Source organism: Methylobacterium aerolatum, assembly GCF_022179085.1.
GTDB lineage: Bacteria > Pseudomonadota > Alphaproteobacteria > Rhizobiales > Beijerinckiaceae > Methylobacterium > Methylobacterium aerolatum.
In genome coordinates this window covers 24,681-50,053 of the sequence record NZ_BPQE01000025.1, presented here as the reverse complement: position 1 = coordinate 50,053, position 25,373 = coordinate 24,681, and the positions used below count along the sequence as shown (strand labels likewise).

The window sequence follows — 25,373 nt, the reverse complement described above, 5'->3', positions numbered from 1 at the left end:
AGGCCCTCACTTCTTCTTCGCGTCGGAATCGAGCTTCTCCTCCACCGCTTCGCTCGCACCGGAAGCCTCCGGCGGCGGCGGGGGGATGTCCCGTCCCGGCAATTCCTGGTTGCCCTCTTCGCCGGCGGCGGGCTCGCCCTCGGCGACGCGGGCGGCCGGGGAGTCCAGCGCGTCCGAGTCGTGCAGGCGGGCGCCGCCATGCTTGGCCAGCGAATGTCCGCGCTCGGCGGCGTCGGCCCGGTCCTCGGGCTTCACCGGCTCTTCGCCGTCGGCGGCCCGCTGGGCGGGGGCGTCGGACGCCTTGCGCTCGACGGGGCGGCCGGCATCCGGCTTGGCAGGCCGTGGCGCGGTGGCCGCCTGCTGCGTGGCGGACTCGGCCTCGCCGGTCTTGGCCACGGGGGCCTTGATCTCGGTCTTGGGCGCGTCGCCGGCCGCCCCGGCGGGCTCGGCCTCCTTCGCCTGCTCGAAGCGCTTGCGCCACGCGCCGACCCGCGACCCGTCGAACAGGGTCTCGTCGGTCAGCGTGTTCGCGCCGCCCTTCGGCTCGGAGGAGATGCGCCCCGCCTGCGAGCCGATCTTCACCGGCCGTCCGGCGGCGAGGTCGTCCATCAGCTTGGAGAGGGATTCGGGGGTCAGGTCCTCGTAGTAGTCCTGATTGATCTGCACCATCGGCGCGTTGCAGCAGGCGCCCAGGCACTCGACCTCGAGCCAGGAGAAGTTCCCGTCCGCAGAGACGTGGCCGGGCGGGCCGAGGCGCTTCTGCAGCATCGCCTTCAACTCGCGGGAGCCGCAGGAATCGCACGGCACCGTGCCGCAGAGCTGGATCCAGAACCGGCCCACCGGCTCCAGGGCGAACATCGTGTAGAAGGTCGCCACCTCGAGCACGCGGATCTTCGGCATGCCGAGTTCGGCGGCCACCGCCTCGATCGCCTTCTGCGGCAGCCAGCCGCCGTTCTGCTCCTGCGCCTTCCACAGGAGCGGGATCACGGCGGAGGCCTGCCGGCCCTCCGGGTATTTCGCGATCTGGTGCTTGGCCCACTCCGCGTTCTCGGGGGTGAAGGCGAAGCTCTCGGGCTGCTCGGAGGCGGGGGCGAGTCTGCGGTTGGCCATCGCTGTCGTCTTACCGATCCACTTCGCCGAACACGATGTCGAGCGTGCCGAGCACGCAGGACACGTCGGCCAGAAGGTGCCCGCGGCACATCCAATCCATCGCCTGAAGGTGCGCGAAGCCCGGAGCGCGGATCTTGCAGCGGTACGGCTTGTTGGTGCCGTCCGACACGAGATACACGCCGAACTCGCCCTTGGGCGCCTCGACGGCGGCGTAGACCTCGCCCTCGGGGACGTGGAACCCCTCGGTGTAGAGCTTGAAGTGGTGGATGAGCGCCTCCATCGAGCGCTTCATCTCCCGGCGCGGCGGCGGCGCGAACTTGCCGTCGAGGGAGGCGATCGGCCCCCCACCGGCGGGCTCGCGCAGCTTGGCGCAGCACTGCTTCATGATCTTGGCCGATTCCCGCATCTCTTCCATGCGGATGACCTGCCGGTCGTAGGTGTCGCCGTTCTTGCCCACGGGGATGTCGAAATCCATCTCCTCGTAGCATTCGTAGGGCTGGCTCTTGCGCAGGTCCCACGGGATGCCGGAGCCCCGCACCATCACGCCCGAGAAGCCCCACTCCATGCACTCGTCGACCGATACGATGCCGATGTCGACGTTGCGCTGCTTGAAGATGCGGCTCTCCATCACGAGGGCATCGAGGTCGTTCACCACCTGCAGGAACGGGTCGCAGAAGGCGTCGATGTCGTCGATCAGCTTGGGCGGCAGGTCCTGGTGGACGCCGCCCGGCCGGAAGTAGTTGGCGTGGAGCCGGGCGCCGGAGGCCCGCTCGTAGAAGATCATCAGCTTCTCGCGCTCCTCGAAGCCCCAGAGCGGGGGCGTGAGGGCGCCGACGTCCATCGCCTGCGTCGTGACGTTGAGAAGGTGCGACAGCAGCCGCCCGATCTCGCAGTAGAGGGTGCGGATCAGCTTGGCCCGGCGCGGCACCTCGATGCCCGCGAGCTTCTCGATCGCGAGGCAGAAAGCGTGCTCCTGGTTCATCGGCGACACGTAGTCGAGCCGATCGAAATAGGGCGTCGCCTGGACGTAGGTCTTGTGCTCGATCAGCTTCTCGGTGCCCCGGTGGAGCAGGCCGATATGCGGATCGACCCGCTCGACGACTTCGCCGTCGAGTTCCAGCACGAGGCGCAGCACGCCGTGCGCCGCCGGATGCTGCGGGCCGAAGTTGATCGCGAAGTTGCGGATGTTGTGTTCCGTCACGACGACCTCCGCTGCCTCAGGCCGACTTCTTCTCATCGCCGGGGAGCACGTAGTCCGTGCCCTCCCACGGCGAGAGGAAGTCGAAGTTCCGGAATTCCTGCGTCAGCTGGACCGGCTCGTAGACGACGCGGCCCTCGTCCTGGTCGTAGCGGACCTCGACGAAGCCGGTGAGCGGGAAGTCCTTGCGCAGGGGGTGGCCCTCGAAGCCGTAATCGGTGAGCAGCCGCCGCAGGTCGGGGTGGCCCGAGAACAGGATGCCGTAGAGATCGTAGGCCTCGCGCTCGAACCAGTTCGCCGCCGGATAGACCTCGATGATGGAGGGCACCGGAGTCACCTCGTCGGTCTGCACCTTCACCCGGATGCGCGCGTTGTGGCGCAGCGAAAGCAGGTGGTAGACCACGTCGAACCGCTTCTCGCGCTGCGGATAATCGACGCCGCAGAGGTCGATGAAGCAGCGGAAGGCGCAGGCCGGATCGTCGCGCAGGTAGGTGAGCGCGAACACGATGTTCGACGCCTGGACCACCAGCGTCAGCTCGCCGAAGGCGATGGTGTGGGAGACCACCGACGGCCCGAGGGCGGCGGTGACCCGGGCGGCCATCGCCTCGACGGCGGTGTCGCCGGTCTCCGGCCGGGTGTGCGGGAGGATCGAGATGCCGTTCGTCATGTCAGCGCTCGATCGTCCCGATGCGGCGGATCTTCTTCTGCAGGAGCAGCACCCCGTAGAGCAGCGCCTCGGCGGTGGGCGGGCAGCCGGGGACGTAGATGTCCACCGGCACCACACGGTCGCAGCCGCGCACCACCGAATACGAGTAGTGGTAGTAGCCGCCGCCGTTGGCGCAGGAGCCCATCGAGATGACGTAGCGGGGCTCCGGCATCTGGTCGTAGACCTTGCGCAGGGCCGGGGCCATCTTGTTCGTGAGCGTGCCGGCCACGATCATCACGTCCGACTGGCGCGGTGAGGCGCGGGGCGCGAAGCCGAACCGCTCGCAATCGTAGCGCGGCATCGACATCTGCATCATCTCGACGGCGCAGCAGGCGAGCCCGAAGGTCATCCACATCAGCGAGCCGGTGCGGGCCCAGTTGATGAGCTCGTCCGCGCTCGTCAGCAGGAAGCCGCGGTCTGCCAGCTCGTCGCTGATCGACAGGAAGGTCGGATCGTCCGCGCCGATGGGGCGCCCCGTATTCGGATCGATGATGCCCTTGGGCTGCGGCGCGATCGCCGGAGTGCGAAGGGACGTGTCTTGGATCAGGGCCATGCAGCGCCTCGATTTCCTACGGTCTCGGTGGCCTTGCCGGCTTCAGTCCCACTCGAGGGCGCCCTTGCGCCACTCGTAGACGAAGCCGACGGTCAGGACGCCGAGGAAGACCATCATCGACCAGAAGCCGTACCAGCCGAGTTCCCCGAAGGTGATTGCCCAGGGGAAGAGGAAGGCCACTTCGAGATCGAAGATGATGAACAGGATGGCCACGAGATAGAAGCGCACGTCGAACTTCATGCGCGCGTCGTCGAAGGCGTTGAAGCCGCACTCGTAGGCCGACAGCTTCTCCGGGTCGGGCGCCTTGAAGGCCACGAGGAAGGGCACCACGAGGAGCGCCGCCGCGATAAAGGTCGCGACCCCGATGAAGACGATGAGCGGCAGATAATCCGCCAGCAGTCCGGTCATGGCCCAAGCCTCGCGAAACGAGGGAGGGCAGCGGCGCGAGGCCGGACCGGCTCCCCCGGTTGAATTGTTCTTATGCCAGGATGCGTTCGGGCGTGGCTTAGTCGAGGCGCCGCCACATGACAATGGGCGTTGCGCGTCGCACAAACCGCGTCCTCGTCATGGCAGATGGGCGGCGGCGCCCTCCCTGCGCAACCCGACACATCCGCACAGGCGGCAGAGCGTCGCCTGCGACACCGGAGGGAGGCCGGGCGGGTACGGACCCACGCCGGTCGAGTCGCGGGACGGCCCGCGCCGCGGGGGCACGGCGCACGGTGCGACCGTCCCGGTCCCCTCGGCCGGATCGCTGCCGCCGGATTTTCCATCGCCAATTTCATGGCCGAGGCACGCTTGACAGTCCCGCCGCCCCCCCATAAACCCCGCCTCGTCGCCCGGCACTGAGGTGCCCAGCAGCGACCGCCCGCGCGGGCGTAGCTCAGTTGGTTAGAGTGCCGGCCTGTCACGCCGGAGGTCGCGGGTTCGAGCCCCGTCGCCCGCGCCAGTTTCTCATATCACTCCTTATAAGTCGAAGCGCCGTCGCCCGGCTGGTCCGCGCGTCCGCCTTCGTGCGGCTGGTCCGCGCGCCCGCACGCGGATGTGGCGCGCCGCCGCCCCCGCGAAGCGCGGGTCGCCTTAACGCATGTTGAGGCGTGGCCGGCCGTCCGGGCCGACAAGTCTCGCACCCGGTGCGGTCATGGGGCCCGCGCCGCGGCCATGCGGACGCGATGACCGAACCTGACGCAGACCTGCTCGACGGTGCGACGGCTCCGGCTCTGTCCGATGCCGTGCGCCGCCATCTCGGCTCTCTCCTGCGCTCCGCCTACGAGGAGGCGGGGCCCGGGGAGCCGGATCGGTTCGCGGAGCTTCTGGCCCGTCTCGGGACGGCGTTGGACCGGCCGGGCGGCCTCGGCGCCGCGAACGAGGCGGCGTTCCGCACGGGGCTGCTGGCCTCCGTCCCGGCCCTGCGGCGGTTCGCCCTGTCGCTCGCCCGGGAGCCCGCCGCCGCGGACGACCTCGTGCAGGATGCCCTCCTGCGGGCGTGGCGCGGGCGCGGCGGATTCGAGCCGGGCACGAACCTCGAGGCGTGGCTGTTCACCATCCTGCGCAACGTCTTCTACAGCCGTCACCGCCGCCAGACGCGGGAGGTGCCGGACAGCGACGGCGACTATGCCGGCCGCCTCGCCGCCGCGCCTGAGCAGGGCGGCCATCTCGATCTGCAGGACGTGCGCGCCGCCCTCGACCGGCTGGCCCCGGTGATGCGCGAGGCCCTCGTCCTCGTGGGCATCGAGAACCTCAGCTACGAGGAGGCGGCGGCGGTCATGCAATGTCAGATCGGCACCGCCAAGAGCCGGGTCTGGCGGGCGCGGGCGCAGCTCGCCCGGCTCCTCGGCTACGGCGGCGGCGACATCGGCAGCGACGGCGTGACCCTCTCGGCGCTGGGCACGGTCTCCGACCCGTCGGTCTGACGCGGGCCCTGCCCTGCCCCGTCGCCGGGCGGCGTACCCCTGCCCTCCCCGGCGTCAGGGTGCGCCCGAGCCGAGGCAATGGCGAAGGGGCGTGGTCCGGGTGTCACCCCGGCAGGCTGAGGGTCGCGCACAGGCCGCCCATCGCCGAGCGGCCGAGGGTGAGCGTGCCGCCGTAGAGTTCCGCGAGTTCCAGGGTGATCGGCAGGCCGAAGCCGTCGCCGGGGACGGCCTCGTCCAGGCGGCGCCCCCGTTCGAGCATGGCGCCCGCCTCCTCCGGCCGCAGGCCCGGCCCGTCATCCTCGATGCGGATCGCCACCAGCCCATCGGCCCGGGTCGCGGACGCGCGGACGGCGCCCCGGCACCAGCGGCAGGCGTTGTCGAGGAGGTTGCCCAGCATCTCGTCGAGGTCCTGGCCCTCGCAGGCGACGGCGAGTCCCTCCGGCACGGCGAGGGTGATGGCGGGCCGCCGCTCGGCATGGAGCCGCGCCAGCACCTCCCGGAGGTCGGCGAGGCGCGGGAGCAGCGCCGTGCGGGTGCGGGCGGGCCCCTCCAGCGCCGCCGTGCGCGCCCGGCGGAGGTGGTGGCGCACCCGCCGGTCCATGTCCTCCACCTGGGCAGCCAGGGTGCCGTCGGCGTCGCGGCCGGGCGCGCGCAGGGCCATGGCGAGGGTGGCCAGCGGCGTCTTCAGGCCGTGGGCGAGGTTGGCGACATGGCCCCGCGCCCGCTCCAGGTTGCGCTCGTTCTGCTCCAGCAGGGCGTTGAGTTCCTTGACGAGGGGGCGGACCTCCTTCGGCTGGTGGCCGGGCACCCGCGCCCGCTCTCCGGCCCGGACTGCGGCGAGGTCGCGGCTCAGCCGCCTCAGGGGGGCGAGGCCGAGGCGCACCTGCGCCACCGCCCCGGCGGCGAGGCCGAGGCCCAGCAGCCCGAGCGCCACGGCGAGGCTCGCCAGCACGCCGCGCAACGGGCCGTAGAGGGCGGCCTGCGGCGCGCCGACGAGAATCCTGGCGGGGGCCGGGCCGGGCAGGTCGGCGACGCGCAAGATGAGGGTGCCCCCGTCGGGGGAGCGGCCCCCGGCCGGGCGGGGCCGATCCGGCTCCTCCTTCTCCTCCTGCCGTCCGACGGGGGATTGCCGGTCGAGGGCGATGGCGTGCGGCCCCAGCGAGGCCGAGCGGATCGCCGTGCCGTCGGCCCGGCGGACTTCCCAGACCCAGCGCCCCGGCCCGTCGAAGGGCGGCCCGTCGAACCTGTCGGGGTGGGCGGCGAGCGTGCCCGCCTCCCATCCCGCCCGCAGGGCCGTGATCTGCGCGTCGAGGCGCTCGTCGATCTGCCGGCCCACGAACCGGGCGAGGATGACGCCGATGGCGAGGCCGGCTGCGAGGAGGGCCACCGTCACGAGGGCGAGGGCGGCGGCGACCAGCCGGGCGCGGAGCGAGCGCATCAGGCGGGCTCCGCCGTGAGGCGATAGCCGTGGCCGCGCACCGCCTCGATCCGCGCCGGGGCGATCTTCTTGCGCAGCCGCGCCACGATCACCTCCACCGAGTTCGAATCGACCTCGGCGTCGCCGTCATAGACGCGCTCGATCAGGTAGGTGCGCGGCACGACGGAATCCCTGTTGAGCATCAGGCAGGAGAGCACCCGCCATTCGAGGCCGGTGAGGCGCATCGGCAGCCCGTCGCGCTCGAAGGCCCCGAGGCCGGGATCGAAGCTCAGCGGGCCGCAGGCGATCCGGCTCGCCCCGTGCCCCTGCGTCCGCCGGACCAGGGCGCGCAGGCGGATCACCAGTTCCTCCACCCGCACCGGCTTGACGAGGTAGTCGTCCGCCCCGGCCTTGAAGGCGGCGACCTTGTCGCTCCACCCGTCCCGCGCGGTCAGAACCAGCACCGGCAGGGTGCGCCCGGCCGCCCGCCACGCGGTGAGGACCGAGACGCCGTCGCCCTTCGGCAGGCCGAGGTCGAGGACGCAGGCATCGTAGCCCTCCGTCTCGCCGAGGTGGCGGGCATCCTCCCCGTCCGCCGCCCGGTCGAGGACGAAGTTCTCCGCGCGCAGCGCCCTGTCGATCTCGGCGGCGAGCGCCGCATCGTCCTCCACCAGCAGGATCTTCACGGGCGGGTCCTCCTCGGGAAGGGGGGTAGGTCAGGCCGTTTAACCGGGGCTGAACCGCGTGGTTCAGTCAGCATCGTCCCCCCGCGGCTACACCCCGTCGCCAACGGACCGACCGGGTCCGGCAGCGAGAGGCGAACACCATGACCGACCACAAGACCATCGAGGGCACCGCGACGGAGGTCCCCTCCCCCGCTCCGGGCGGCGCGAAGCGGATTCCCGCCCGGACCTGGGTGATCGGGGCGCTGGCCCTCCCCCTCGCCTTCGGCGCCGTCGGGATGTCGCTCGCCCGGAACGGCACGGTGACAACGACGCCGCTGGCGCCCGTGGCGATCCAGGCGCTGGCGCCCTCGGGGGCGACGGCGATCAAGGGCGAGGTGGCCGAGATCTTCGGCAACAAGTTCGTGGTGCAGGACCCGACGGGGCGCGCCCTGGTCGAGACCGGCCGCGAGGGCGAGGGCGGCCGGCTCGTCGCCAAGGGCGAGGCCGTCACCGTGCAGGGCCGCTTCGAGAACGGCTTCCTCCACGCCCGGGTCCTCACCCACGGCGACGGGCGCAGCCAGACCCTCGGCCCGGCGGGCGGACCGCCCTTCGGCAGCCTTGACTGGGCGAAGGACCGGATCGGCCTCGCCCCCACGCCCGACGTGCCGGCGCTGACCGCCGCGGTGAAGGCGGCGGGCTACGACGACGTGCGCGTCACCGGCCGCGGCCCGCGCCACCTGGAGGTGGCGGCCAGGGACAAGGACGGCACGGACCACACGCTGCATGTCGGCTTCGACGGGCAGGTGCGCGAGCGGCCCCGGCCGTGATGTCCTGGTCGTAACGGCGCGACGGCGTGCAACCGAACGCCGGCCGGCGCGTCCTCCGCTCAGGAGCCCGAGACGAAGGACGTGGCATGGAACCGATGAAGCCCATGGAACCCATGAAACCGATGGAACCCATGAAACCCATGAAACCCATGGAGCCGATGAAGGGCGCCGAGCCCTGGTGGCCGGAGGATCTCGGATCCCCCGCCTCCAGCGGCGCGCAGAACGGGATGAAATACGCCTTCTTCCCCGACAAGCAGCGTCTTCTGGTCGAGCGCGACGGCAGCGTCTCGACCTACGACAGCGGCGACCACCGCATCGGCGGCGTGGCCCAGGCCAATGGCGGGTCGGTCACTTTCACGAGCCAGAACGGCGAGGTCGACCTCGGCTCTCTCAAGAAGGTGGGCTGAAGCCCTTGCGCCCTCCTCCCGGTCCGTTAACTCCGCAGCTGAGCAGGACCGGGAGCAGGACGTGAGCGAGCGGATCGACCTCATCGCGCAGGACGGCACCACGGCGTCCCTCTCCACCCACGGGGCGGAGCCGGTCTCGTGGACCGTCGGCGGCCGGGAGTACCTGTGGAGCGGCGATCCGGCCCACTGGAACCGCCATGCCCCGTGGCTCTTCCCGGTGGTCGGGGCCTCGGCGGGCGGCGCGGTCACGGTGGCGGGGCGCCGCTACCCGATGGGGCAGCACGGCTTCGCCCGCGATCTGCCGTTCACGGTCGTCGAGCGTTCCGCCGATGCGGTGGTGCTGCGCCTGACCGACGGCCCCCGGACCCGCGAGCACTATCCCTTCGCCTTCCGCCTCGACGTGGCGGCGCGCCTGCGCCCGGCGGGGCTCGACCTCGCGGTCACGGTGGCCAATCCCGGCGAGGAGCCCCTGCCTTACGCCCTGGGCTTCCACCCGGCCTTCCCCTGGCCCTTCGCGGGCGGCGAGCGGGGCAAGGACGGCGGCTACGCGGTTGAGTTCGAGGCGGCCGAGCGGCCTTTCGCACCCAAGGTCGGCGAGGGCGGCCTGCTCCTGCGCGACGAGCAGCCGGTGCCGCTGGAGGGCACCACCCTGCCCCTCGACCCCGCGATCTTCACCGAGGCCTTCGTCCTGCGCGATGCGAAGAGCCGGATGATGCGCTTCACCGGACCGGGCGGGAGCGCGATCCGCATGGCGATGGAGGATTTCCCGCACCTCGCCATCTGGACCAAGCCGACCGCGCCCTTCCTCTCCCTCGAATGTTGGACAGGCCATGCCGACTGGGCGGGATTCGCGGGTGAACTGAGGGAGCGGGAGTCGCAGCGCCTGCTGGCTCCCGGCGCGGAGGCGCGCCACGGCGTGCGCCTCGACGTGGAAGGCTAGGGCATCGTGCGCGTCTGGGTGGCGCGGCCGGAGCCGGGGGCGACGCGCACGGGCGCGGCGCTGGCCGGGCGCGGCCACGCGCCGCTCCTCGCGCCCGTGCTGGCGATCCGCCCTCGCGCGGAGCCGCCACCGGCGGGGCCCTTCGACGGGATCCTCCTCACCAGCGCCCAGGCCGCGCCCGCCGTGGCGGCGGACCTGCGGGGCGTGCCGGTCTTCGCCGTCGGCGCGCGGACGGCCGGCGCGGCCCGGGACGCCGGGCTCGGGCCGGTGATCGAGGGACCGGGCGACGCTGCCGGCCTCGCCGCCCTCGTCGCCGCGCGGCTCCCGACGGGCGCGAGGCTCCTCCACGTCGCCGGGGAGGATCGCAAGGCGGAGCCGGCGGCGAGCCTGGGGCAGGCGGGATTCGCCCTCGTCACCCACGTCGCCTACGGCGCGCGGGCCCTGCCCCACCTGCCCCGGGAGGCCGGTGACGCCCTGGGCCGGGGCGCCCTGGACGCCGCGCTGCACTTCTCCCGGCGCAGCGCCGCGACCGCCCTCGCGCTCAGCGATGCGGCGGGGCATGGCGGAGCTTTCCGGGCGCTGGAACATTACTGCCTGTCCGCCGATATCGCGGAAGCCCTGGAACAGGCGGGCATCCGGGTCCATTTCGTCGCGGCACAGCCGCGCGAGACGGCGTTGCTCGACGGGCTTGCCCGATGAGCGGCGGACCGCCAAACGCATCAGGCCGCCCTCGCCGGAAACGGCGGCGCGGTGATAGGGAAACGGGCCGTCGCGCAGGCGCGTCGGCCGAGACGCCGAGAGTGGAGGATTGGCCCGTGACGCCAGCGCCCAGCGACGCAGACAAGCCCACCTCCGGGCCGACCGGCGCCAAGCCCGACCAGAATAAGCCCGACCTGAACAAGGCCGACGCGTCGCGCAGCGCCCAGGCAGGATCGGGCCTCCCCGGCAAGGACGGCGCGGCGAAGCCCGCCTCCGGCGCCCCCGTTACGCCCGCGTCGTCTGCGGCCTCCAAGACGGCGGCTCCCGGCGAGGCCGCGAAGCCCGCCACGACGACCTCCGGGACCATCGCAGGCCAGGGGCCCTCGGTGTCGTCGAGCCTGTCGACCGCCGCCGGGGCGAAGGCGGAGCCGCCGAAGCCTGCCGCCTCCGGCCCGGCCGGTCTCTCCTCGTCCATCCCGGCCGGATCCGGCGCCCCGAAGGCCGAGCCGCTGAAATCCAGCGTCGAGCCGACCGGCGCCAAACCCGACACAGGCAAGCCTGACGCGACCAAGCCCGACGCAGCCAGAGGTGCCGGCACGGACGCGCGTCCCGGCGGCCCGGCCGGGCCCGTCGGCAATGCGGCTGTGACCGCCGGGCCGATCCTCGACCTCAAGGCCACCCGCGTCCCCGACGCGCCGACGAAGGACGCGTCCAAGGAGACCGCGAAGGACGCGGCCAAGCCGGCGCCCGCGCCGGCCGCCGCCACCACACCCGGCCAGTCCAAGCCTGCGGGCTCCGTGCCCTCGGCCGGGACGAGCCCCGCCGCGGCGGCGGCGGCGCGTGGGCCCGCGGCCGCGGCCACCCTCCAGCAGGCGGGGACGACGGGCGGGGGCAAGTCCGACGCGTCCAAGCCGGACGCCCTGAAGTCCGACGCGTTCAAGAGCGACCCCACCAAACCCCAGGCGCCCGGCTCCGAGACGCGCAAGGCCGGCACGGCCTCCGCCGCGCCGGGCCTCCAGGCCGCACCCGCGACGACCGGCGGGAAATCCGGGGCGGGCTTCGGCTCCGTCGCGGCGGCCGGCCTCCTGGGCGGCGTGATCGGCGCCGGGCTGCTCTTCGCCGTCGAGAAGGCCGGGATCGTCGGCGGCGCCGGGCCGGGAGCCGCCTCCGACCCGAAGGTCACCGAGCAGATCGCCGTCCTCGACAAGCGCATCGGCGCGCTGGCGCCCAAGGACGCCCTCGCCACCCTCGATTCCCGCGTTGCCGCCGCCGAGGCGAGCGCCAAGCAGGCGAGCGAGAAGGCCGCCGGCGCCGGGCAAGGCGCCGCGCAGGCGGCGGTGCCCGCGGACCTCGCCGCCAGGCTCGACAGCCTCGACCAGCGGGTCTCGGCCCTGCAGGAGGAGCCCGGCCGCGAGGGCGGACCCACCGGGACCAGCGCCGCGCAGGTGGAGTCGGCCCGGCAGATCTCCGAACTCGACACCCGGCTGAAGGCCCTGGAGGGCAACGCGGGCAACGGGAATGCCGGAGCCGGCGCCGACGCCGCCAAGGAAGCCGCCACTCAGGCGGCCACTCAGGCCGTCAAGGAGGCGAGCCAGGCGACGTCCAAGCAGATCGCCGCCCTGAAGGACGAGGTGCAGGCCCGAACCCAGCAGAACACCGAGGCGGTGACGGCCCTCGGCCAGAGGCTCGACGGCCTGCAGAAGTCCCTCGACGAGCGGGTGAAATCCGCCACCGAGTCGGCGCAGGCGGCCTCCGAGGCGAGCCGCAAGGCGGCCGAGGCCAGCCAGAGCCAGGCGGCGGAGGCGTCCAAGGCCGTCGATCGCAAACTCGCGGAACAGGGCGACAGGATCGCCGCCCTCGACAAGGGGCTGGCCGACCGGGCGCCCGCCGCGACGGTGCAGGCGGCCCTGCGGGTGGTGGTGGCCGACCGGATCGCCTCCGCGCTCGCGAGCGGCGCGCCCTATGCCGAGCCGCTGGCAAGCCTGACCAAGCTCGATCCGCAGGCCCAGGATCAGGCGTCGGCCCTGGCCCCCTTCGCGGAGAAGGGTGCGCCGACCGCCGGCCAGCTCGCCGGGACCTTCCGGGGCATCGCGGCCTCCATCGCCCAGGCGCGGCAGGCGGCCAAGACCAAGTCGGCCCAGGAATCGGGTGATTTCCGCACGAAGCTCCTGAGCATGGCCGACGGCCTCGTCCAGGTGCGCAAGGTCGATGCCGGCAGCCCCGCCGAGGGGACGGCAGCCGCGCCCGAGGAGGCCGTGCAGGCGGCCCTCGACCGGGGCGACCTCGCCGCCGCCGCCTCGGCCTTCGAGGCCCTGCCGCCCGAGGCCAAGGCCCAGGCCGGCGACTTCGGCAAGACGCTGGCGGCGCGGGCTAAGGCGGCCCAGGCCGCCGGGTCGCTCACCGCCTCGGCCTTCGGGGCGCTGCCCGCCTCGGGTCCCTCGCAATGATCGCCAGCCGGCCTCGCCCCGCGGCCGGCCGCCCGACCCCGTCGGCGTGGGGGGCTTCCCGCCCCGCGCCATCCCGCACCCGCGGCGGCGTCCCGGCCGTCGCCAGGAGAGACTGACGCAATGTGGCGCGCCCTCGCCTACCTCGTGCTGCTGGCTGTCGCCGCCTTCGGGGCGGTCTGGATTGCCGACAGGCCCGGCACTGTCACGGTGGTCTGGAACGGCTATCAGATCGGCACCAGCCTCTCGCTCGCCATCGTCGGGGTGATCGCGGCCGCGATCGTGCTCGGCCTCGTCTGGGCGATCCTGCGCGGCGTCATCAACCTGCCCGAGGCGCTGGTGCGCGGCTCGGCCGAGCGGCGCCGGAGCAAGGGCCTGTCGGCCCTCTCGCGCGGCATGGTCGCGGTGGGCTCGGGCGATCCGCTGGCCGCCCGCCGCTACGCCAACGACGCCGAGCGGCTGCTCGGCGCCGAGCCCCTGACCCTGCTTCTCAAGGCCCAGGCCGCCCAGATCTCCGGGGACCGCGACGGCGCGGAGCAGGCGTTCCGGGCCATGGTCGACGATTCCGAGACGCGGGTGCTCGGCCTGCGCGGCCTCTTCGTGGAGGCCCGGCGCCGGGAGGACGAGGAGGCGGCCCGCGCCTACGCCACCGAGGCGGCCCGCCTCGCGCCGAGCGTGACCTGGGCCAACGACGCGGTGCTGGAGGCCCATTGCGCCGACACCGACTGGGCGGCCGCCCTGGAGACGGTGGAGCGGCGCGCGTCCCTCGGCCTCATCGACAAGGCGCAGGCCAAGCGGCAGAGGGCCGTCCTCCTCACCGCCATCGCCCGGGAGCGCGAGGCCGGGGAGCCGGAGGCGGCCACCACCCGGGCGCTGGAGGCGATCAAGCTCGCGCCCGGCCTCGTCCCCGCCGCCTGCCTCGCCGGACGGCTGCTCGCCCGCCGCGGCGACCTCAAGAAGGCCGCCCGGGCCGTCGAGGGGGCGTGGCGGATCAATCCGCATCCCGATCTCGCCAAGGTCTACCTCAACCTGCGCACCGGCGATTCCGTCCGCGACCGCCTCACCCGCGCCGAGACCCTCGCCAAGCTCTCGGCTTGGGACCCCGAGGCGCGTCTCGCCGTCGCCCAGGCGGCGCTGGACGCCCGCGAGTTCGCCCGCGCCCGTGAGGCGCTGCAACCCCTGCTGGCCGACCGCCCGACGGCGCGCACCTGCCTGACGATGGCGGCCATCGAGGAGGCCGAGCACGGCGCGCAATCCGGCCGGACGCGGGAATGGTTCGCCCGGGCCGCCCGCGCCCCGCGCGACCCGATCTGGATCGCCGACGGCGTCGCCTCGGAGACCTGGGAGCCGGTCTCGCCGCTGACGGGACAGCTCGACGCCTTCGTGTGGCAGGCGCCGCCGAGCGCCATCGGCGTATCCCCCGAGCCGGAGCCCGCCGAACCGCTGGAGACCCCCGCTCTCGTCCCGGCGCGGGCTCAGGCCGGCCCGGACCCCATGGGGCTCAAGCCCGTCGAGATCGCAGCCGGCGCCCCCGTGCCGGCCGAGCCGAAGCTCGTCGGGGTCAAACCGGCCGACCTCAAGCCGGTGACGGCAGGAGCGACTGCGAAGGGCGACACCTCGGCCCCGGACCCCGTTTCGGCGGGCATGGCGGCGGCGGCCCTCCCGGTCCCGGAGGGCCCCGTGGCGCTCGGCGCGCCGCCCCGCGAGACAGCGCCGCGGTCGGTGAAACTTGTACCCTGACCCAAACGTCGCCACTTCTAGACAACGCGTCATCGTCCCCGCTACCGTCCGCCCCTCCCCGGGGCGGACGCTCTGCCGGCCGGGTGGGCGGGTAGGGAGTGAGCCATCGTCGCCCATCGTGCCAAGAACGAACCGAAGAGCGGTTCCAAGGCTGACCTCAAGTCTGGTCCCAAGGTGGGGTCCAAGGCAGCTCCCAAGCCAGCTTCCAAGGGCGGTCCGAAGGGTAGTCCCAAGGACGGCGCCAAGCGCGTGGCGAAGGCCGCTCCGAAGGGCGGTCACAAGGCCGCGCTGAAGGCGGGCATCCCGGCCGCGCCGCGCCGCGCCCCCCCGCCAGAACTCCATCCCGACGACGGGGACGAGCCCCGGCGTCAGGTCGGCGTGCTGCCGATCCGGCGCGGGCGCGACGGCGCGGTCAAGGTCCTGCTGGTCACGTCGCGGGAGAGCCGCCGCTGGGTCATTCCGAAGGGCTGGCCGATGAAGGGCCGCAAGCCCTTCGAGGCGGCGGCCCAGGAGGCCTACGAGGAGGCGGGCCTGCGCGGCGTCGTCGGCAAGCGGCCGATCGGCTACTACCTGTACGAGAAGCGCCTGAAGAACCTGGACGCGGTGACGTGCCAGGTGAAGGTGTTCCCCTTACGGGTGCGCAAGCAAGTGAAGCACTTCCCCGAGGAGAGCCAGCGCGAGCTGCGGTGGTTCACGCCCCTGGAGGCCTCCGAGTCCGTCAAGGAGCCGGGCCTCGCCGCGATCATCCGGGCCGCCCTCCAGCGCCCCGGCGCGATCGACCCGGCCCAGGAACCCTGACCGGGAACGCGGATCGCCCGTTGCCAAGCCGGCGTCGATCCGTTATGGCCCCTCTCGCGCGACGGACACGCCCCCAACCGGGCCTCCATCGCCCCGCACTCCCGAGGGGGTGCCGGATGCTGCGGTAGCTCAGTGGTAGAGCACTTCATTGGTAATGAAGAGGTCGAGAGTTCAATCCTCTCTCGCAGCACCAGCAAATTCAACGACTTAGCTCACATACTGCAACCCAAGATTTGATCCTGGGTTGCAATGGGGTTGCAGATCCCAAGCTGATTTGATCACGCGTTCGTGATTGAGCAGCGGGCAGGATCCCGGTGGGGCAGTCAGAACACACCGTGAACGGGATGGCCCTGTAATGGCCAGAGGAGCCCGCTGGCGGCTATGAGCCGTTTTGAGCCGCTACGCTCCCGAAAATTGGCCCATCGCCGCTGGTGACTCGTTTTTTGGACTCAGCGGACCCTTATGTGGCTTTGTCCGCCTCGGCAGGGGCGAGGAGGAACACGTCCACCGCTGCGCCGGGCATCGCGGCTACCGTGCGGAGGTCGCTGGCGTTTGGCGCCTCGAACGCGGTTCCGGCCGAGGCGATGAACCCGCCGAAGTCCGGCGTCACTAGTCCGTCGGCCGGGTCCCACCGCACGGTTTTGGCGATCACCACCACCATGGCCGTCACCGGCCCGCCGGGGAGGTCTCGGAGACGGACTCCAACCGGCCCGTCCAAGGCGTCGTCGTCAAAGTGCTGGCGGCCGACATTGACGAGCTTGGGGCAGTGTGAGGGGAGGGTCATGCGGCGGCCCGGCGCTTCGTTTTGACCTGCCGGGCGCGGGCCCGTTCGGTGGTGGCGGCGTTCACAGCGGCCAGCGACGCCGCGCGATCCGCGCGGGCGGCGGCATCGCGGGCCTGAGCCTGCCGAGCCACCTCGGCCTCAAGGGCGGCCACCACGGTAGCGCGGCCGTCAGCCTTCGCCAGTACGGTGAGCACGTCCCCGGCAACGTCACCTAGGCGCTCGGCCATGACGCGGGCGACCGCTGCCGCCGGACCCTGCCGGGCCTGTAGGGCATCCTCCCGTTCGATGCGGGCGGCCTCGGCTTGCGCGTCGAGGTGCGCTTGCCGGGCGGCTTTCTTGGCCTGGTATTCCGCATCGTTTGCTAGTTCGGCTTTCGCCTCGCGCTTGTCCAAGTGGTTTTTCGCGCGCTGCAACCATCCCTTTTTGACCATGACTATGCCTGTGCTTTCAGTTGCGCCGCGACTTCCGGCAGGTGGTGCGAGATGATCGCCCGGTGTGTGAGGTTGCCGCCGGAGCGGAATGGATTGGGCCCACTGGCGAGGGCCTGAGCATGAGCGCGGGCGTCGGCGGCATCCCGTGCGCGGGTCGAGGCGACGAGTTGCGCGGCGGCGGCGGTCTTTCCGGTCCAGCCGGTTCCGGCGGTGGTCGCGGGAGCCTCGGGGACGGGAGCGGGCCACCGGCCGACTTCCCGACGCATCCACTCGTCGAACGGCTCGACGCGATCCGGGGCGTGGCGGATGGCGATGCGGCCGGTCTCGGGATCGATCTCCGCAAGGGATTGCGCGACGAGGTTCATCCGCTGCACGGCGGCGGGGTCGGCGGCTCGGCCGAGACCGGTCGCCATGGCCTGGATCGCCCCGGCAAACTCGACGTGACTGGCACTCATCGGGCGGCCTCCGCTCGACGGAGGGCGGTCTCGGCGCGCTTCCGGCGGGCGTCGAGGTTGGAGCGTGGGGCGTCCGGCCTCAGTTGGCCGAGGGAGACGAGGCCGTCCCCGACAAGGCGCCGGATGAGATCGGAGCGGGTTTCGCGGTTGCGCGTCGCGACGCGATCAATCGCGCGGGCGAGGGTGTCCGACGCGACGAACGCGACGGTACGCCCCCCGCCCACGTCTGGCGTGGTCGTGGTCATTGATGGTCCTGAGTGGTGGGGGTAGGCGGCGCTAAGATGTCCGGCAGTTCAGCGGGACAGAGGCACGTTCACCATCGAACGTGATAAACGCATTGTGCCGGAACAGTAGCACTTTCGGTCTACGGTGTCAACAATACTCTCAAACACCTTTACATGCGTAGACACGTCTACATGCCGGAAGGACTTGAGTCCGGCATGTTGCGGCTCATGTTTCATCTCAGCGGCGCAGGAAGACGGCCAAGAGACCGCAGAACACCAGGGTCGCGATCCAGTACCAACCGACCCAAGGGGACGGGAATTTGTTGATCGTCCGCGCCGTGTGGCGGGCGCCGAGGAAGAGCCTGTAGATCACGAAGGCGCCACAGGCTGCGAGCCAAGCGATGAAGAGGATGTTGATCAGCACAGGTCGTCGCTCTCCAAGGGCTGTAGGAAGGCCTCGACCACCTCATCATCCGGCATGGTGGTCGTCGTCGGAGGCGAAGCCGACAGGGACATCGACAGCGGTCCAAGCTCGTCGTCTGGATCACCTTCCATCCGACCATCACGGACCAAGGCCTCACGCGCGATGCACTACCTTTACACCTTCACCGACATCTACCGGGTTGAGGTACGGGGTTATCTTAAAGGGTTAGGGGGTCAAAATGACCACCCTCAGCCGGTCAAAATGACCACCCTCAGGGGGGTCAAAATGACCACCCTAAAACCATGCTGAACCCTGTTCAGGGTGGTCAAAATGACCACCCTCAGAATGGGGGGTTCAGCCAATCCGCGACCTGTGAGCGAACTACCGCAGGCACCTCATCGGGGGTGCGATCACGCAACTGCCGGGGGAGATCGCGCATGAAGCCGACCGCCAGACGGTCCCCGAGCTTGTCGATCACGTAGGCGACGGTTTCCGGGTCCACGAAGTGCCCACTGGTGAGGAACATGCCCCTCACGGTGTCGAGTTCGATGGTCTCGGTCGCGACGGGGGCGGCTCGCTGCACGCCTCGATCTGGGACCGCTGCCTGAACAGGTGCAGGCCTCACGGGCTCAGGCTCCAAGGCCGGAACGACAACCAGGTCCTGCGGGGCGTCGTCAGTCTCATCCTGCGGGGCGTCGGATTGCGCCCGCCATGCGGCCGTCATGTCGGGAAGCGCGAGGGTGCGAGACCAGACGGGGACGTAGGCGTTGGCGGCCACCCGGCCTTTCACCTTCCGAGCCTTGCGGGTGAACCACCCTGCCTTCACGAGCGCACTCAGGGAGCGCCGGACTGTCTTCTCGCCCATCCTCGTGGCGTAGGCGATCAATTCCACCGGGGGGCGAGAAGTGCCCTCGGCCTTGTTGAAGTGGTCTAGCAGTGCATCGGCCACGATCTTGGCCGAGATCGGCAAGGCCTTGTCAAACCTGAGGGCACGCAGAAAATCCATTTTCCTGGCGTGGATTTCTGCGCCCGTCTCTTGGCGTTTCGGGGGGTCGTTACCATCTTTCATTTGTCTGAACTTGTCCTTGCCCCGGTCTCCGTCCACGGAGGTCGGGGCTTTTTGTTTGAGGGGTGGCGGGCATCCGCTTTTCGGATCGGATCTGCCCCTTTAATTTCTTGAAATTTAGCGGTGCTATCCCGTTGTTCGGCATGGATGATTGCCGATGTACGGTGAAGCCTGTCCGCTTTTTCCGATTTAATTTGCTCTTTTTAGGGTGATTGGTGGGAGAAGTTACAGGACTACGCCGCCACGACTTCCTCCTCCTCGCACCCCACCGCCTTGTCGAGGAAGGTCATCACGACAGCCCGGCCATCCGGATGCGCCATCATCCGGGCAAAGGCCTCGCCCCTGGCCGCTGGTGAGGCTGGGTCCTCTCCGGCCTCTACAACCTGTTGCCGAACCCGCGCTTGGAAGGCTTCCACGAGAGCGGCCAAGGTGAGGCGCCCTTTGATCCTCTCCCGATGTCGGGACTGCTTTTCCGCGTTGGTGAGTGCCACGTCTTGATCTCTTCTCTGGTTACGAAACCGAGACGTGAGAAGTTCAGGCGGCACTACAAAGCCCGTGCCGTAACCGGAAGAATTCAAGGGGCGGTCGATCACCGGAGGCATGGGGGCCCAAACCGCCGCCGTGCTGCTCCGTGGCGAGATGGTCGAAGGCTCCGGTGGGAGGGGCTTGACGACGGGCTCCGCTGATTTACTCTACAACGTATAAGAAACGGAGATGCCTCATCATGCTGGCGAAATTCCACGAAATGGTCCTGCGCGCGGTACGGCAACTCGGACCCGACTGCCGCGCGAACGAGATCCAGGCCGAGCTCACCCGCATCATCGGAAAGGAGCAGTCCTTCGGGGCCGTCTTCACCACCTTGGACCGCCTCGACGCCAAGCGGTTCGTGAAATGGGAGAAGGGCGAGCCGGAAGCGCGGAGGGGAGGCCGAGCGCCTCGCCTCTATACGATCACCGCAGACGGGGTGCTGGCCCTGAACGAGGCAACCAGGATCAGCCTAGCTGCTCAACAACCAGGGAATGGTTCCTACGGGCCGGGCATTGCGGAAGGAGTAGCATAATATGCGATCCAACATTTCGCCCATACAGGCACTTTGTATCGCAATGTTCAGGCAAATATTCGCATTTTATCAAGCAAAATACGTCCTATGCACGAATATACTAGTAATATTATACTTGTCTTTGATAGGTTTGGGAACATTTACGATAATAAATCGCGGAGTTGATGATTATTACATAATTCCTTCCGCAATGATATTTAATTCATTCACCTATATATCGTTTTTTATGATGATGCATAAATATAGAAAAGGATGGCGTATCAGATTATCGATGATGTCTGAGGTAAAAAAGGGAGCTATCCTCGACTGGCTTTTGCCGCCTGGCGAAGTGGATCACCGGATCATCGAGCTTGAGGAGGGGCGGGACCGCTGGACGGCCAAGTACGGCCCGAAGCGGGCCGAGTGGCTGTACGTCTGGCAGTCGCTCGTCACGGTCGCGCTGTTCTGGTTCGACCGGGTGGTGGTGAAGTTCTTGGTCCGGCGCTCCTAATGCCCAGCCAGTATCAGGAAGGCGGCGAGGATAACCCCGCCGCCTTTTTTGTTGCTCAGACTGTCTCCGGCATCATGTCGTTGGCCTGGTGTTCCCAAGTCTCGGAGATGTGCCGCTGGCTCATCGCCGCGATCTCGGCGGGCGACTTGTCGTAGCCGTGGATGGTCTGGTGGATGTGGAAGCTGCTACCGGCCGCGCCACCGCTACCGCCACCGATCCCCGCAGGACGGGGCGGGGGAGCCGGAACCTTGCGGATCATGGCCCGCGCCGCCTCTGAGGGTGGGGCCGCATCATCCTCCGCAATCACGGACTTGCCGCGCCCCGCCTTCGCCTTCTCGGCCAGGGCACCGGAGGCGCCGAGGTAGTCGTGATACCGTTGCGCCGCCTCGGCCGTGTTGAACTGCGTGTGGATGTGGCCCCCCGTCGAGCGGGAGGACGGGTTCAGGTACTCGTCTATGACCCGGTACTGGCTGGCGTCGAGCCCGGCCGCCGCGAGCTTCGCCCGCATGGCAGTGGCGGCTTCCTGCGACCGGCTCGCATCCTTCAACACCGTGTCGAAGGCCAGCCCTGCGGCGTGCTTCGATCCGGTGCCCTGGTGATAGCGGTCGTTGAAGGCCGTGAACCGCGCAACGCCGCCGGGGAGATCGTCCTGCGCCTGCCGGGCGAGGTCGGTCACGCCCTGCGCCACGGCGCCGCCCGCGATGGCCTCAAAGGACTTGAGCCGAAGGCCCTCGAACTGCTCCCGGCCTGCGACCGTGCCGCCCGCCCCATTCGGGGTGAACCCACGGTAGTGGCCGAACCGCTCGCGGATCGCGCGTTCCTTGTCCGCCGGGCGCTCATAGTTGCGCACCAGGGCGCCGATCATCTCGCCGGGGTCGTTGCCCTGTAGGGCGCGCCAGGTGGGGGCGTATTCCGGCCTGGTCTTCATCTCCCAAATGGCGGCGCGGGTCTGTTCCGAGACCGTCATGTCCTTCGGGAGCTTGCCGAACTGCGCCCTGATCCTCTCGGCCCGCTGGGGGTCCCACTGGACGATGCCTTGGGACATGTGGGTGCGGTCCCAGTGGTGGTCCCGAGGGTTCGCCAGGGACTCGCCCGACATGTTCGCGACGAGGGCACGGGCCGCCGTCTCGGATAGACCGGCCTCACGGGCGGCCTTGAACGCCTCTTGCTGGTTGGCCGCGAGGGCGCCACGGGCGGCGGTGCCGGGACCACTGCCAATCCCGCCGGGGACGGTGAAGTATCTCTTGCCGTACTTCTGCGCCGGGTCGTTGGGATCGATCGGTGAGCCCGAGCCGTAGCCGCCCGATCCGCCGCCGAATGCCGAGGCCGCCGCGCCCGTGAGTGCCGGGTCGAGGCCACCGAGCCGGGTCCGGTTGCCGAGCCTGTTCATCTCCCGCCGGAGATCGTCCACCGCTACCGAGGTGCGATCCGGGGCGCCGTCCCGGACACCGAGACCCCGCCGGGCCCGGTCGAGGAAGCCGTCACCGAGGTCCTGGCCGTGCTCCCGCCACTCGCGGGCCCCGCCGACATCACCGGAGAGGTTGGCGGGCTGGATCAAACCGCGCCAATCGCCATCGGTGAGACTCTGGGGCTGGACCACCGCCCCATTGGGGAAGAGCTTGCGTGCAAGCTCCGGGTCGCGAGCGGCCAAAGACTTCCTGATGTCCTCAAGGTCGGCCATCGGGTTCGATGGGGGCTTGGCTTCCGCCCCACCACCGTCGCCGTAGATCCGGGAGGCAAGGCCGGGGTCCAGGGCCTCCACCAGGGCCTGGCCGATGCCCTTCGACGTGTCGGGGGCCTTCAGGGCGCCGTACTCGTTGGCGGCGTCCGCGAGACCGTAGAGCCCGAACAGTCGGCCCAAAGCGGCGAGCTTGCCGCCCTTCGCACCGACCGCACCAGCGGCGGCACCGGCTGCGCCAGCGCCCACTCCGGCACCAGCCGCGCCACCGACGACGCCGAGGCCCTTCATCACCTTCCAAGCCGCCCCCGCCGCGAAAGCGAGACCGAGGAGGGCCGATCCCATGGCGCCGATCACCGAGACGAACGGGGCGATGACCACCAAGGCCATGCCGAACCCGAGAACCTGAGCCGTGAGACGGCCGAGCTTTTCCGGGTTGGAGTCGCCCCCGGTGAACATCTTGGCGACGCCGAGGATCGATCCGACGACATCGCGGATGCCCTCCCCAAAGCCCTTCGCGGCGGCCTTCCAGGCCTCGACGTTGCCGCCCGTGGCGTCCTTCGGATCACCGAAGAGGTTCCTGAGGAGGTCCGGCAGGGACTTCACCCCGAGGCCTTCGAGGAGGCCATCCAGCAACGCCTTGAACCGGTCGCGGAGGCCACCCTGCCGGAGCTTGCCGGTCCATTCGAGGAAGAAATCACCGGCCTCGCGCGCCATAGGCGAGATCACCTTGCCGAACTCGCCGAGGATGTTCATCCATCCCGCGCCGAACTGCTTGGCCACGAAGGTGAGCTTGAGCTTGTGGAGGGTCCAAACCTCCCCGATGGCGTCAAGCGACTTGGACTCCTTGGCGAGCTTCTGAGCCTCGCGGTAGGTCTCGGGGCCGTTGACCATGCGCCCGAACTCACCAAGCCATTCCCGGCCGGTGAAAAACCGGATGGCCTCGTTGCGTTTCTTCGGGTCCTGGATCTTGTTGAACCGCTCGAACAGGTCCGGGAGGAAGGCGTCGGGATCGGCCCTCCGAATGCGCTCCATGTTCTCGCCCGTGCCGTAGCCGAGGGATCGCATCAACTGCCGGGCTTGGTCGCCCTCCCTCCCCTTCTGGTGGGTGAGCTTCGGCATCTCGATCACGCGACCGGCGATGTAGTCGAGGAGGGAGCCGGACGCCCCGGCCTGGTTGCCGAGGGAGGTCGAGGCCGAGCCGAACGCGACCGTCCCCTCCATGCTCATCCCGAGGAGATCGCCACCGCCCGCGCCGCGCGCGAGGAAGCTGATAAGCTTCTCGGGGGTCGTGGATTGCTTGGCCGCGAGGTGCTGCATCGCGTTGGCGGCACTGGTGAGCTTCCCGAGGTCGAACGCCTCTCCCTTGGCGGTCAACAGGGTGTTCATCGTGCCGAGGGTGTCCACCACCGTCTGGAACGGCACGCCCCACGCCTCGCTCGTCTTGGTCGCGAGTTCGGCAAAGCCCTTCGCATCCTTGGCCGGGATGCCGAGCTTGGTCGCGTCGGTCCACGACTCCATGAGCTTTGAGGCGGGGACGCCAAGCGCCTCGGCGGTGGGGGCGGCCCACTGGTCCCGGAGATCGCGGGCGCTCTTGGCGTCGAGACCGCCATACTGCCGGGTGCCGATCTCGGCGCTGTCGAGGTCGGTCTCGGCCCGCAGGACGCGACGGGTCGCGGCGACGGCACCGCCCACGCCTACAGCGGCGACAGCGGCGGCGGGGCGGGCGACGCCCATCATCCCGTCCCGGCCCCGGCTCCACGCCTCACGGCCCTGCCGGATGGTGTCCCGGTGGTGCTTCTCAGTCTCGGCGGCTTCCTGGCGACGATACCGCTCCCGGAGGTTGAAGCGGTAGTTGTCGAGGCCGATGGCCCGGCGGGCGGCGGCCTCATTGTCCCTGGCCTGCCGGATCTCGGCGCGCTCCCGGTCGCGGTCGGCGGCGCGGGCCTCACGGTCCCGGCGGCGGGTCTCGTTGGCCTCGACGCGGGCCCGGCGGATGGCGGCGGCCTCGACGGCGCGGGAGGCGCGTTCAGCCTCACGGGCCTGCGCACGGGCGGCGGTCTCGCGGGCGCGGTCGGAGACGGCGGCCTCGCGGGCCTGCTCCCGCTGCATCCTCATTTGCATTTTGAAGGACCGGACGGTCGCGCTGTCGAGGGCGTTGGCGTCGTCGCGCTGCGCCTTGGCGGTTCCGGCACGATGGCGTTCGGCCTGAGCCTGGAGGCCGAGACCCCGCCGGACTGCATCGTTGGCGCGGTCCTGGCCTTTGGCGATGTCGGCACCGAAACCGGACATCTTGCCGGTCATCGCCTCGGCGGCGGCCCGCATCTTGGCGGTGAGGGCGTCGAGTTCCTTGCCGATCTGCCGGAGCTTGGTGGAGCCGCGATCCTCGACGGACACGACTGCTTTGAGTTCTGTGGTCTCTGACATTGTTGTTCCCTCCGGCTTGTAGTCGCCGGATTGCTTTGGATGGGGTGGGGACGAAAAAAGGGGTCTTTTAGGGGTGAGCTTTGTAGACGTGTCTCCCCAGACCAGGGGTGGGGTGCAATAAAAAAATCGCACCTTCTGAATGTGTACTTTTCACTGATAAGTTTCGACTTGCACAGGTGCGAGGGGCGTGCTCTCTCGCGGGGTCGAAATCTTGGGGGCTGTCGTGGTCGCTGGTGACGAAGGGGGCTGGCTCATGAGAGCCGAGGAGAAGTTGGCCGAGCTTGGACCGGGCCGGGCCGAACGTCTGCGCCTCGCCCTTGAGGAGGCGTGGGCCACGCGGGTGGTTCTCTCGTCGCTGGCCGAGGAGGCGGCGGCGGCGGATGAGGAGGCGTTGGTCGAGGCGCTGTCGAACGTGATCGACAGGCTGCATCACCGGGGGGCGAAAGCTCCGGCCGAGGATGGCGCCGAGTAGGGGGCGACGGGCGACGCCTCCCCTCCCCGCCCCGCGAGGAGGCCGACAAGGACCGCGACGACGACGATCATCACCCGGTCGAGGATGATGTGGCTCATGCGACGCGCCTCGACGGGTGCGCCGAGGTCAGCCCGCCATAGCTCCCGACGATCCTCCTCATATCCAGACTGCCGAGCCGGTTCAGAGCGCCATGGGCCTCCTCAAGCCCCGAGGCGTCGGTCTCGGCACGGGCGAGCGCCGCGCATAGGTCGGCGGCGCGGCGTCCGGCCATGATCCTGGCGACCGCCCGCAAGGCCCGCGTTCGTGCGAGCCGTTCGCAGGGGTCGAGGCCAGCGGCCCACGGGCCCCACATTTCGATTGTGCGCATGTCTTTTCTTCTCGTTGGGCCGGTCGCGGATTTTCTCGCGCGGGGGCCATTTTCGGGCTTGCGCCGGGGAGTCGTGCCGTT

26 protein-coding genes and 2 tRNA genes are annotated in these 25,373 nt (G+C 70.2%); 13 read left to right on the top strand and 15 right to left on the bottom strand.

Annotation, left to right across the window (positions count from 1 at the left end; all coding sequences use genetic code 11):
• Nucleotides 1-6: 6 nt before the first annotated feature.
• From nuoE to MFF06_RS17050, 5 genes are read right to left on the bottom strand one after another with little or no spacing between them, the layout of a single operon-like run.
• A complete protein-coding gene (gene nuoE / locus MFF06_RS17070; RefSeq protein WP_238206103.1) occupies nucleotides 7-1,110 on the bottom strand; it encodes an NADH-quinone oxidoreductase subunit NuoE in 1,104 nt (367 codons plus the stop codon).
• A gap of 10 nt (nucleotides 1,111-1,120) precedes the next feature.
• Nucleotides 1,121-2,311 carry an NADH-quinone oxidoreductase subunit D gene (locus MFF06_RS17065; protein ID WP_238206102.1) on the bottom strand — a complete coding sequence of 397 codons (1,191 nt, stop codon included), beginning with the start codon at nucleotides 2,309-2,311 and terminating at the stop codon, nucleotides 1,121-1,123.
• A gap of 16 nt (nucleotides 2,312-2,327) precedes the next feature.
• The gene (locus MFF06_RS17060) at nucleotides 2,328-2,975 is read right to left on the bottom strand and encodes an NADH-quinone oxidoreductase subunit C (protein WP_238206101.1); all 648 of its coding nucleotides are present in this window, start codon (nucleotides 2,973-2,975) and stop codon (nucleotides 2,328-2,330) included.
• Between the two features lies 1 nt (nucleotide 2,976).
• The gene (locus tag MFF06_RS17055) at nucleotides 2,977-3,567 is read right to left on the bottom strand and encodes a NuoB/complex I 20 kDa subunit family protein (RefSeq protein WP_238206100.1); all 591 of its coding nucleotides are present in this window, start codon (nucleotides 3,565-3,567) and stop codon (nucleotides 2,977-2,979) included.
• A 42-nt stretch (nucleotides 3,568-3,609) separates the two neighbouring features.
• Nucleotides 3,610-3,975, bottom strand: coding sequence for an NADH-quinone oxidoreductase subunit A (locus MFF06_RS17050; protein WP_238206097.1), 366 nt, complete (start codon nucleotides 3,973-3,975; stop codon nucleotides 3,610-3,612).
• A gap of 461 nt (nucleotides 3,976-4,436) precedes the next feature.
• On the opposite strand from MFF06_RS17050, the gene MFF06_RS17045 reads away from it, so the two are divergent.
• Nucleotides 4,437-4,513, top strand: a tRNA-Asp gene (locus MFF06_RS17045).
• A gap of 223 nt (nucleotides 4,514-4,736) precedes the next feature.
• The gene (locus MFF06_RS17040) at nucleotides 4,737-5,477 is read left to right on the top strand and encodes a sigma-70 family RNA polymerase sigma factor (protein ID WP_238206095.1); all 741 of its coding nucleotides are present in this window, start codon (nucleotides 4,737-4,739) and stop codon (nucleotides 5,475-5,477) included.
• Between the two features lie 103 nt (nucleotides 5,478-5,580).
• Here the strand turns inward: MFF06_RS17040 and MFF06_RS17035 are convergent, their stop codons facing one another.
• Together MFF06_RS17035 and MFF06_RS17030 are read right to left on the bottom strand one after the other, a co-directional pair.
• On the bottom strand, nucleotides 5,581-6,915 hold the full coding sequence (locus MFF06_RS17035; protein WP_238206094.1) for an ATP-binding protein: 1,335 nt from the start codon (nucleotides 6,913-6,915) through the stop codon (nucleotides 5,581-5,583).
• Nucleotides 6,915-7,580: a response regulator gene (locus MFF06_RS17030; RefSeq protein ID WP_238206093.1), complete on the bottom strand. Its 666-nt coding sequence runs from the start codon at nucleotides 7,578-7,580 to the stop codon at nucleotides 6,915-6,917. Before MFF06_RS17030 ends, MFF06_RS17035 begins: the two co-directional genes overlap by 1 nt.
• 140 nt (nucleotides 7,581-7,720) lie before the next feature.
• Here MFF06_RS17030 and MFF06_RS17025 point away from each other — a divergent pair, with 140 nt between their 5' ends.
• The 8 genes from MFF06_RS17025 (at nucleotide 7,721) to MFF06_RS16990 (ending at nucleotide 15,607) form a co-directional block, all read left to right on the top strand.
• Entirely contained in the window at nucleotides 7,721-8,386 is a 666-nt protein-coding gene (locus MFF06_RS17025; protein ID WP_238206092.1) for a DNA-binding protein, read from the top strand.
• A 131-nt stretch (nucleotides 8,387-8,517) separates the two neighbouring features.
• Nucleotides 8,518-8,793, top strand: a complete 276-nt coding sequence (locus MFF06_RS17020) for a hypothetical protein (protein ID WP_306421669.1) — start codon at nucleotides 8,518-8,520, stop codon at nucleotides 8,791-8,793.
• 61 nt (nucleotides 8,794-8,854) lie between these two features.
• Nucleotides 8,855-9,733 (top strand): aldose 1-epimerase family protein, encoded by an 879-nt coding sequence (locus MFF06_RS17015; protein WP_238206091.1) that lies wholly within the window; start codon nucleotides 8,855-8,857, stop codon nucleotides 9,731-9,733.
• A 6-nt stretch (nucleotides 9,734-9,739) separates the two neighbouring features.
• On the top strand, nucleotides 9,740-10,432 hold the full coding sequence (locus MFF06_RS17010) for a uroporphyrinogen-III synthase (RefSeq protein ID WP_238206090.1): 693 nt from the start codon (nucleotides 9,740-9,742) through the stop codon (nucleotides 10,430-10,432).
• Nucleotides 10,433-10,548: 116 nt separating this feature from the next.
• Nucleotides 10,549-12,879: a COG4223 family protein gene (locus tag MFF06_RS17005; protein WP_238206089.1), complete on the top strand. Its 2,331-nt coding sequence runs from the start codon at nucleotides 10,549-10,551 to the stop codon at nucleotides 12,877-12,879.
• Nucleotides 12,880-12,999: 120 nt separating this feature from the next.
• Complete coding sequence (locus MFF06_RS17000) at nucleotides 13,000-14,616, top strand: heme biosynthesis protein HemY (protein ID WP_238206087.1); 1,617 nt, start codon at nucleotides 13,000-13,002, stop codon at nucleotides 14,614-14,616.
• Between the two features lie 300 nt (nucleotides 14,617-14,916).
• Nucleotides 14,917-15,414 (top strand): NUDIX hydrolase, encoded by a 498-nt coding sequence (locus tag MFF06_RS16995; RefSeq protein ID WP_283207286.1) that lies wholly within the window; start codon nucleotides 14,917-14,919, stop codon nucleotides 15,412-15,414.
• 118 nt (nucleotides 15,415-15,532) lie between these two features.
• A tRNA-Thr gene (locus tag MFF06_RS16990) sits at nucleotides 15,533-15,607 on the top strand.
• Between the two features lie 267 nt (nucleotides 15,608-15,874).
• Here MFF06_RS16990 and MFF06_RS16985 read toward each other — a convergent pair.
• The 7 genes from MFF06_RS16985 to MFF06_RS16955 form a co-directional block, all read right to left on the bottom strand.
• Nucleotides 15,875-16,198 carry a hypothetical protein gene (locus MFF06_RS16985; RefSeq protein WP_238206085.1) on the bottom strand — a complete coding sequence of 108 codons (324 nt, stop codon included), beginning with the start codon at nucleotides 16,196-16,198 and terminating at the stop codon, nucleotides 15,875-15,877.
• A complete protein-coding gene (locus MFF06_RS16980; protein WP_238206082.1) occupies nucleotides 16,195-16,590 on the bottom strand; it encodes a hypothetical protein in 396 nt (131 codons plus the stop codon). The genes MFF06_RS16985 and MFF06_RS16980 overlap by 4 nt, the downstream gene beginning before the upstream one ends.
• A 41-nt stretch (nucleotides 16,591-16,631) precedes the next feature.
• A complete protein-coding gene (locus tag MFF06_RS16975) occupies nucleotides 16,632-17,084 on the bottom strand; it encodes a hypothetical protein (protein WP_238206080.1) in 453 nt (150 codons plus the stop codon).
• Nucleotides 17,081-17,329: a hypothetical protein gene (locus MFF06_RS16970; protein ID WP_238206078.1), complete on the bottom strand. Its 249-nt coding sequence runs from the start codon at nucleotides 17,327-17,329 to the stop codon at nucleotides 17,081-17,083. The genes MFF06_RS16975 and MFF06_RS16970 overlap by 4 nt, the downstream gene beginning before the upstream one ends.
• A 217-nt stretch (nucleotides 17,330-17,546) precedes the next feature.
• Nucleotides 17,547-17,732, bottom strand: a complete 186-nt coding sequence (locus MFF06_RS16965; RefSeq protein ID WP_238206076.1) for a hypothetical protein — start codon at nucleotides 17,730-17,732, stop codon at nucleotides 17,547-17,549.
• Between the two features lie 340 nt (nucleotides 17,733-18,072).
• Nucleotides 18,073-18,801, bottom strand: coding sequence for a helix-turn-helix domain-containing protein (locus tag MFF06_RS16960; RefSeq protein ID WP_238206074.1), 729 nt, complete (start codon nucleotides 18,799-18,801; stop codon nucleotides 18,073-18,075).
• 230 nt (nucleotides 18,802-19,031) lie between these two features.
• The gene (locus MFF06_RS16955) at nucleotides 19,032-19,289 is read right to left on the bottom strand and encodes a hypothetical protein (protein ID WP_238206072.1); all 258 of its coding nucleotides are present in this window, start codon (nucleotides 19,287-19,289) and stop codon (nucleotides 19,032-19,034) included.
• 233 nt (nucleotides 19,290-19,522) lie between these two features.
• On the opposite strand from MFF06_RS16955, the gene MFF06_RS16950 reads away from it, so the two are divergent.
• Together MFF06_RS16950 and MFF06_RS16945 are read left to right on the top strand one after the other, a co-directional pair.
• Nucleotides 19,523-19,858: a helix-turn-helix transcriptional regulator gene (locus MFF06_RS16950; RefSeq protein WP_238206071.1), complete on the top strand. Its 336-nt coding sequence runs from the start codon at nucleotides 19,523-19,525 to the stop codon at nucleotides 19,856-19,858.
• A 274-nt stretch (nucleotides 19,859-20,132) separates the two neighbouring features.
• On the top strand, nucleotides 20,133-20,348 hold the full coding sequence (locus MFF06_RS16945) for a hypothetical protein (protein ID WP_238206069.1): 216 nt from the start codon (nucleotides 20,133-20,135) through the stop codon (nucleotides 20,346-20,348).
• A 55-nt stretch (nucleotides 20,349-20,403) separates the two neighbouring features.
• Here MFF06_RS16945 and MFF06_RS16940 read toward each other — a convergent pair whose 3' ends face one another.
• Complete coding sequence (locus MFF06_RS16940) at nucleotides 20,404-24,453, bottom strand: phage tail tape measure protein (RefSeq protein ID WP_238206067.1); 4,050 nt, start codon at nucleotides 24,451-24,453, stop codon at nucleotides 20,404-20,406.
• A 271-nt stretch (nucleotides 24,454-24,724) separates the two neighbouring features.
• Between MFF06_RS16940 and MFF06_RS16935 the strand changes: the two genes are divergently transcribed.
• Nucleotides 24,725-24,925, top strand: a complete 201-nt coding sequence (locus MFF06_RS16935; protein WP_238206065.1) for a hypothetical protein — start codon at nucleotides 24,725-24,727, stop codon at nucleotides 24,923-24,925.
• Nucleotides 24,926-25,373 lie beyond the last annotated feature (448 nt).